The organism is Enterococcus bulliens, assembly GCF_053761865.1.
Genome location: NZ_JBSMXK010000021.1, coordinates 25,777 through 34,165, shown reverse-complemented (window position 1 = coordinate 34,165; position 8,389 = coordinate 25,777). Strand labels below are relative to the sequence as shown.

General features: G+C 37.5%; 7 protein-coding genes. 1 reads left to right on the top strand and 6 read right to left on the bottom strand.

Annotated features, from left to right (window positions below):
• Positions 1 to 258: 258 nt before the first annotated feature.
• The 5 genes from ACWOEC_RS10190 to ACWOEC_RS10170 all read right to left on the bottom strand — a co-directional run bounded on the left by ACWOEC_RS10190 (position 259) and on the right by ACWOEC_RS10170 (position 5,321).
• Positions 259 to 1,593, bottom strand: coding sequence for an FAD-dependent oxidoreductase (locus ACWOEC_RS10190; RefSeq protein ID WP_455307961.1), 1,335 nt, complete (start codon positions 1,591 to 1,593; stop codon positions 259 to 261).
• Between the two features lie 290 nt (positions 1,594 to 1,883).
• Positions 1,884 to 2,474, bottom strand: a complete 591-nt coding sequence (locus tag ACWOEC_RS10185; protein WP_455307959.1) for a histidine phosphatase family protein — start codon at positions 2,472 to 2,474, stop codon at positions 1,884 to 1,886.
• Between the two features lie 64 nt (positions 2,475 to 2,538).
• Positions 2,539 to 3,426, bottom strand: coding sequence for a LysR family transcriptional regulator (locus ACWOEC_RS10180; RefSeq protein WP_455307957.1), 888 nt, complete (start codon positions 3,424 to 3,426; stop codon positions 2,539 to 2,541).
• An 11-nt stretch (positions 3,427 to 3,437) separates the two neighbouring features.
• Positions 3,438 to 3,782, bottom strand: a complete 345-nt coding sequence (locus ACWOEC_RS10175; protein ID WP_455307955.1) for a hypothetical protein — start codon at positions 3,780 to 3,782, stop codon at positions 3,438 to 3,440.
• A gap of 105 nt (positions 3,783 to 3,887) precedes the next feature.
• Positions 3,888 to 5,321 (bottom strand): 6-phospho-beta-glucosidase, encoded by a 1,434-nt coding sequence (locus tag ACWOEC_RS10170; RefSeq protein ID WP_455307953.1) that lies wholly within the window; start codon positions 5,319 to 5,321, stop codon positions 3,888 to 3,890.
• 281 nt (positions 5,322 to 5,602) lie between these two features.
• Between ACWOEC_RS10170 and ACWOEC_RS10165 the strand changes: the two genes are divergently transcribed.
• A complete protein-coding gene (locus ACWOEC_RS10165) occupies positions 5,603 to 6,298 on the top strand; it encodes a GntR family transcriptional regulator (protein ID WP_455307951.1) in 696 nt (231 codons plus the stop codon).
• Positions 6,299 to 6,342: 44 nt separating this feature from the next.
• Here the strand turns inward: ACWOEC_RS10165 and ACWOEC_RS10160 are convergent, their stop codons facing one another.
• Positions 6,343 to 8,325 carry a glucose PTS transporter subunit IIA gene (locus ACWOEC_RS10160; protein ID WP_455307949.1) on the bottom strand — a complete coding sequence of 661 codons (1,983 nt, stop codon included), beginning with the start codon at positions 8,323 to 8,325 and terminating at the stop codon, positions 6,343 to 6,345.
• Positions 8,326 to 8,389: the final 64 nt, after the last annotated feature.

Below are 8,389 nucleotides of genomic sequence, written 5' to 3'. Positions count from 1 at the left end.
GAGCTGTCCTTATGGACCTTCATGACGAATGGCTCAGTTCTACAAGAAAATATATTAAGTTTGATCAATGAGAGACCAGTAAAACATTGTATAGTATTTTACACAGGATTATGGACTTGACTATTTTGAAATTATATTTCTAACTATAGTATACAATTTAAGAAATATTATTTCAATATTTTTTAGTTTTATTTTTAATAATGTTTCATAAAAGACAAAAAAAGCCATCTGCTATTAAATAGCAAATGACTTTTTGAATCAACTCCAAAAGCGATCGAGTTCATTGACTAATGATGGATAAGCATATACTTGATTTCGACGTTCATCTTTCGTCCAATTGGCATGTAACCCTTGTGTCACATAATTGATCAACAAATCAGCTTCCTGAGCAAGTGCAGTGGCTCCTACGATACGGTTATCACTTTTTCGTTTGATCACTTTCAAACGTGCCCCTTCTTCAGCAATTTTTCGGCTGTCTAACCAATCGTCCATATCTAACTCTTCCACTTCGTACTGTTCAAGATGCATCAAAGCCTCAATTATCAAGACACCAGTCTGAGCTAGTTTGGGCTGGCTAAATGTTGACATTGCAGGTAGTGGATAGCGAATCGGTGCCAATTCTTGATGAACCAGATGATCCACTAAATACTGAGCTTGTAATACCGCATACGTTGCTAATTTAGGAACAGCTTGATCATTACAATCTCCGCACGCAAAAATATGTGGCTGTGTAGTCTGAAGATAATCATTTACATGAATCCCATGTTGATCATACTCGACAGCTGCTTTTTCTAAAACAAGATGGTCCACTTGAGCCACTCGACCTGCTACACGATAGACAGCATCGACTTCTTGTTGTTTTCCTGTTTGACTGGTCACTTTCAATCGTCCATTTTCCAAACGTTCAATCGACTCGATCGTTTGATTAAATTCAAATTGTACACCACGTTTTTTATTGATTTCAATCAATTGACGTACGAAACTTTGATCAAAAATTTTTAATGCTTGACCGTTGTGTTGCCATACGTTAACAGTTGCTCCAAATGCTGTAGCAATCGTCATGAAGGCAAATGAGATAATTCCAGCACCGATCAATAAAATCTCTTTTGGCAAAGTCGCCTGTGTCAAAAATGCTGCACTATCCTGAGTCAATTCATGGCCTTCAAACGTAAAGGTACGATCCTCTCCTCCTGTTGCCACGATAAACTGTTTACCTTGATACACGATACCGTCAACATTGACTTCATGAGGTGAAACAAAGGTTGCCTGTCCAAAAAGTGTATCGATACCAGCTTGGCTTAACGCTTGTTCATGTGCTAATGATTCATTTTCCTCGATCGTATTGATCCAATTTAATGTTTTTTCCCAATCTAATGTTTCGCTTGTCGCGATTCCATATTTAGCGTAGCGTTGATTTTGTAAAAAATGCTTTGAAATCGACACCAATTCTTTTTTACGTGTGCTCCCAGTATTATTGACAACACCTCCAAAATAACGCTGCTCGATGACAAGTACAGATTTTCCCGCTTTTTTTAGTCCAAACGCTGCTGTCAAACCAGCTAGACCACTTCCTATCACAATCACATCATACATCTTCTTCACTCCTAATCTGGATCGATCAAGATCGCATGATTTTCTGATTTAATCACTTTTGAGTAGATTGCAATCCCAAGTAAAAAGATTGCCGTAAACCATAATGACTTTTCACCCATTTGACTCGTAAAAAAAAACAGCTCCCACACTAAAGCAGCAGCAGTTTTCCACCCACAAAGTAAGCGTTATACTTTGTGAAGTTCATTTTAAAATAAATCGTTTTCTTTATATATCGGGCTTTATTATAACGTTAAGTTGATTTAGACCAGATACTTTATCTTGAGAAAAAATTAAGAATTAGGCGTTGTAGGATGAACGATACCTGTAAAAGAAAATGTTTGTTCTGCGTAATCAAAAACTAGTATGCAACAATTCGTAAATCGGAGTGTAGCCACAATATCTTCTGGTACGATTTTTTGAATAAACCGATACATCGCTCCACCGTGACTGACTGTAAGTACTGCACCACCTGTCGAATTGTCCATCAGTTGGGAGATTGTTTCATACATACGATTTTGGACTTGATCCGCACTCTCACCGCCATAAGGAACAAAGAAATCACCATAAGAAGTTTCTCCAGGTTTGCGCTTAGGATTCAAGCGCTCACTTTCGCCCTCAAACATTCCAAAATTCCACTCTTTAAGACCTTTAAGCGTTCTGATTTCTTCTGTTCTAGCAACGATCTTTGCAGTATCTACTGCTCTTTCTTGTGTTGAAGCATATATACTTTCAAATACAATTTGGTTTTCTTGAAAATATATTTGGGCTTGCTGCGCTTGAGCAATCCCTAATTCAGTCAAAGGCGAATCACACGCACCTTGAATTTTACCTAATTGATTAAATAAAGTCTGTCCATGCCGCATTAAATATAATGTTCCCATCTTAAGTTTCCTCCATCTTCTTTTTAAAGAGAGTATGCAAAAAAATAAACAAAATGTCTAATGCCTATTTCTTTTTGATCTCATGCACGAAAAGCATGGACTTGAGATGTTCTAAAAATGCATGAACTAGTGGAGATCGTAACTGATTCGTTTGGTAGATTGCGATTGTTTTCAAACTTAGATTTGATTCAAAAGGTATAAACATCAAATCAGGATGCTGAAGCGGAAGTTTCAACGATACACAGACCTGATCCGTTTGCTTCAAAAAGTAAAGACAATTATGTAGTAAAGTATATTCTCCAATCCACTTTTTATTGTGATAGTCAGCGCCTAAATGTTCTATCAAATAGTCTTGAACAGACTGATTTTTACTTCGCCATAAAGCATAATGATCTAGATCGGCTAGATTTATCAAGCGTTTAGTCGCTAACGGATGATGCGTGTCGACATAGACTCCAAATTGTTCTTTCGTTTTAAAATAAAGCGAAGTATATCCTTCTTTTTGGTTTACTTCTAAAATGATGCCTAGATCAAGTAATCCTTGAGTCAACTTTTGTTGAATAAAATCAGCATTACCACTGACTAATTCAACCGTCACTGCGGGATGATTAGTTTGAAAAAGCTTCACTATTTCAGCAAACTCACCCATACTTTGAAACTCACCAGCTCCAATCACCAAAGTTCCCGAAAACTCATTTTCTTGTTGGAATTCGTCCTTGATTTTTTCTTCCAAACGAAACATTTCCAAGGCATGTTGTTTTAAAAGTTGGCCCTGTGAAGTTAATATCAGTCCTTTTGGTGTGCGTTCAAATAAGCGACATTGCAACTCTTCTTCTAATTGTTTCAATTGCCGTGACAAAGTAGGCTGGGTTAGGTGAAGCCGTTTGGCAGCTTTCGTAATCGAGCCTTCGTTTGCCACATATAAAAAATAATGTAATACTCTTAATTCCATTTTAAAACCACCTATTCTCTAACCTTCCATTTTGTGACCGTTAATTGCTCAACTTCAGCAATGGCAAGTTCTAGCGCTTGTGCTTGTCGCTTGAGATACGTCAAATCTTTCGCTAAATCATGTAAAAAATCAGCTTTCATTTTCAAAATATTCTCACGATCGATGCACCAAGTAAGATAGCCCTCTGCTGTTTGTTGTACGCGATATTGATCGTGTAGTGGAAGTTTATGTTCTGAGAATACATGGCTTTCTTCATTTAAGATCACATATTTTTCTTGTACTTCTTTAATATCCAAAGATTCAATCCAAACACCAGTTTCATCATTGTACGTTAAACAATACACATGTCGATTCATCGTGATCCCTTCTTTCTTGAAAGTGATTTTATTATAGCGCAAAACAGAAAAACGTACGAATGGTTAATAAAAAAGCGCGTAAAAGAAACTTTTACACGCTAAAAACTAGTTTAAATTTTTACCATTCGAAGCAATTACTTCTTGATACCATGCAAATGAATCTTTTTTATAGCGTTTCATCGAACCGTTTCCTTCGTTATCACGATCAACGTAGATCATGCCATAACGTTTTTTCATTTCACCAGTGGTAAAGGATACTAAGTCGATGATTCCCCACGGTGTATAGCCTAATAGTTCTACGCCATCATAATCGACTGCTTTTGTTAAGGCTTCGATATGTGCAGTAAGGTAATCGATACGCGCCTGATCATGGACTTGACCATCTTCTAATTCGTCGATAGCACCGAAACCATTTTCTACGATAAATAGTGGCAATTGATAGCGATCGTATAAGCGATTTAAGCTATAACGCAATCCTTCTGGATCGATCGCCCATCCCCAATCACTTGACTTGATAAATGGATTTTCAACCCCGTTTGGCAATCCACCGTTTACGATATTGTTATCTACTTTATTTTCTGCGTCAGCTTTGACAACAGTCGACATATAATAACTAAATCCGATATAATCGACCGTACCTTCTTTTAATACAGCCAGATCTTCCAAACGAATATCTAATTGATACCCCTCACGTTCAAATTCTTTTAGCGCATAATTTGGATATTCACCACGAACATGTACATCAGCAAAGAAGAAACGTTGTCGATTTGCTTCTTCAGCAGCCATGATGTCTACTGGATTACATGAATACGGATAGATTGGTACATGAGATACCATACATCCAATTTGGAATTCTGGATTGATTGAACGTCCAATCATCACTGCCTTTGCGCTAGCTACTAATTCGTTGTGTGCTACTTGATACATGACTTCTTTTGCATCTTCACCTTCTTCGACTAATACTCCTGAATTTGTCCATAAGAAAATAGGATTATGCACGTCCATTTGGTTATTGATCTCATTAAATGTCATCCAATATTTGACTTTATCTTGATAGCGTTCAAAAACTACTTCGGCAAATCTAGCAAAGAAATCGATCACTTTGCGATTTCTAAACCCACCATACTCACGAGCTAAATATAAAGGCATTTCAAAATGCGACAGTGTAATCACAGGTTCAATCCCATGTTTTAATAACTCATCAAATACTTGATCATAGAATTTCAACCCTTCTTCATTAGGTGTTTCTTCATCTCCATTAGGAAAAATACGACTCCAAGCTATAGATGTACGTAGACACTTTAATCCCATTTCAGCAAACAATGCAATATCTTCTTTATAATGATGATAAAAATCAATCGCTTCATGATTGGGATAAAATTTATCGGCTTCGATTTCTTGAGTAATTTCACGAGCTACTCCATGCGCACCTGCTGTCATGACATCAACCACACTCGGTCCTTTCCCACCAGCATTCCAACCACCTTCAAATTGATGTGCTGCTAATGCACCACCCCATAAGAAATTCTTTTGTACCATTTTGTCGTCCTCCTAAATCCTTTATTTAAATTCAATAATCGTATCGTTTGGTGTAACTGTTGTTTTTTCAGTAATCAGCATATTCTCGTAATCACCACTATTTGGAACGACTACGATCATAAAAACAGACAACGAAACATCTAACTCGTAATTTAACCTTTACTTTTTTATTTATACCATTATAATAAATTATACCCATACAATCGTCAATAGTTTAAATATATATAATTATAGTTATTTTTTTGGTACACTAAAGACGACTATTTTTTAGGAGGAAGAACATGCCAAAATACATTGAGATCGCTCAAGCAATCGAGCGATCAATCAAAGAACAAGACCTCTTACAAGGAACACGTTTAGCCAATATCACAACACTAACCAAAGAGTACGATGTTAGCAAAAACACGATTTTAAAAACCTTACAGCTTTTAGAAGAACGTGGTGTAATCTATCAAGTCCAAGGTAGTGGGATTTTTGTACGCCGAAAAAAACGGCGTGGGTATATCAGCTTGATTCAAAATCGTGGCTTTACGGATGATTTAAAAGCAGCCGATGAAACGTCACGCGTGATTACACTAGAAACCATAGCCGCAACTAAAGAGATTGCGACTAATTTGCAATGCGATGTCGGTGATCCTATTTACTTTGTTGAACGTGTGCACTCGATTCGTGGACAAGTTTTTTGCTTTGAACAATCCTACTACAAACAAGATATTGTCTCCTTTTTAAATCGCGCGATTGCAGAAGATTCCATTTTTGATTATTTAGAAAAAGGGTTGAATTTACAAATTGGTTTTTCCGATAAATATTTGAAAGTTGCTCGTGTCAAAGAAGATATCGCTCATTTTTTAGAACTGAACGTAAAAGACCCTGTTTTATTTATCGAGGAACTCTATTACACTGCTGCGGGAAAACCATTTGATTTCTCGAAAAACTATTATCATCCAGACTATTCTCAATTTTTTATTCAAAGCTAAATCCCCATCTGTTTGCTTCAATTAGCAAACAGACGGGGATTTTTTTATTGACCGAGATGACGTTTTTTAGGTGCTTGTTTTTCATGAAGACCATCTGATTCTTTATAGCCAAAAAGATAAGTCAAAGTAAAGGCTGCAATGATCGTAATTGCCGATACGATCCAGAAATACAAGAAATTATTGGGATCGGTTTTACTTGCAAAAGATGGGAATCCAATCAATGAACCGGTAAAGCCAAACATATCGACTTTTAATAATCCATTGACCAGGCCGCCAATAGCAGCTCCCATACTCGCAGTAATAAAGACACGCCCATATTTTAAATTGACCCCATACATCGCTGGTTCCGTAATACCGCAAAACGCTGAAATCGCAGCTGATGCTGACAATCCTTTTAAGTTTTCATTATTTCGTGTTTTCACATATACCGCTAACGCTCCGGCACCTTGAGCAATCATGGTAACCGAAACAATCCCATTTAAAACTGAATGACCACCGGGAACGGATAATTGAGCCGAAATAATTGGAATAACTGCCCAGTGTAACCCAAAAATTACCAATACTTGATACAACCCTCCAATAATCAAACCGGATAACGGTAAACTTAAATGAAGCAATGCTTGTAAACCATTTGAAATACCTGTTGAAATCAAGGTAATGATTGGACCGACTACAATCAAGACTGTCATACCGACTAAAAAAATCTCAACTAACGGCGTAAAGATCATTCTCAATACGACCGGCATCCAACTTTTGATCCATGGTTCAAGTTTAGCAGCCATCCAAGCTGCAAAAATCATCGGAAAAATCGAATACGTATATTGTGGAATATGAATCGGGATGCCTAAAAAATTCGAATTGATTCCCATTCCTAAAATATGATACGAAAATTTACCTGTCGCATGGATTTGGACCAGTGAAGGATAAATCAAAAATGCACCAATAATCGCAACAACTACAGGATTAGAACCTAATTTTTGTGCTGCGGTAAACCCAACTAATACTGGTAAGAAATAAAATGTTGCATCCCCCATCGCACTAATAATCACATAAGTTTGCGATGAGGTCGAAACACCGCCCCAAGTCGTTAAAATCGTCAAGATCCCTTTTAACATCCCACTAGCTGCCAACAATCCGACGACTGGCATCATCGATCCGGTAATTGTACCAATCAGATTTGCTGCTCCAAATTTGATCTTAGCCCATAGTCCATGCTGATCTTTAAATGATACTTTCGTTTGTTCTTCGTTTGCTTGACTGAACCCATCACCTAATTGGGCAATCGCTTCATTAAACACATCTTCGACTGTTTGCCCAATCACCACTTGATATTGCCCACCTGCTCTAGCAACATCGATCACACCTGGAATTTTTCGAATCGCTTCATCATCTGGGATCGTTTCATCTTTTAAATAAAAACGCAAACGCGTGATACAATGGATGAATTGTGTGATATTTTTTTTACCTCCAACTGCAGCTAATACGAGATGTGCCGTTTTAGCATATCCATTTTTATCTGTTAAATCATTTGCTGGCTCTGTTTTCACAGTAGCTGTTATTGCTTTGAGCGTTAATGTGGCGACCGTTTCGCCTGCATGGACTTCACGACTCGTTTTGACGCCAAAAATATCGACCATTTGCTTGGTATTTGTGATCGCAACAATGATCGTAGTATCTTTTCCAGCAGCTTTTACTTTTTCTAAATCGACTGTTGCTAATGATGCTCCAGCTTGAATCTCTTCTCCTTGTGAAACGTTGACTTTAAAAGGAGCCCCTTTTAGATCGACTGTGTCGATTCCCATATGCAATAAGACTTCGACTCCTGACGTCGTCTTGATTCCGATTGCATGTTTTGTATCCGCTACGAGCATAATCACCCCGCTAACTGGTGATACGATCTGTCCATCGATCGGAACGACACCATATCCTTCACCCATCGTTTTTTGTGAGAATACTGGATCAGGAACTTGTTGGATTGGCAATAACTGTCCGGTAACTGGTGCTAAAAATTGTAAGACTTCACTCATTTACATTTCCTCCTCAAAATGATTTCGCTTACATTCATTACCTATAGTGTACGCCTTTATCTCA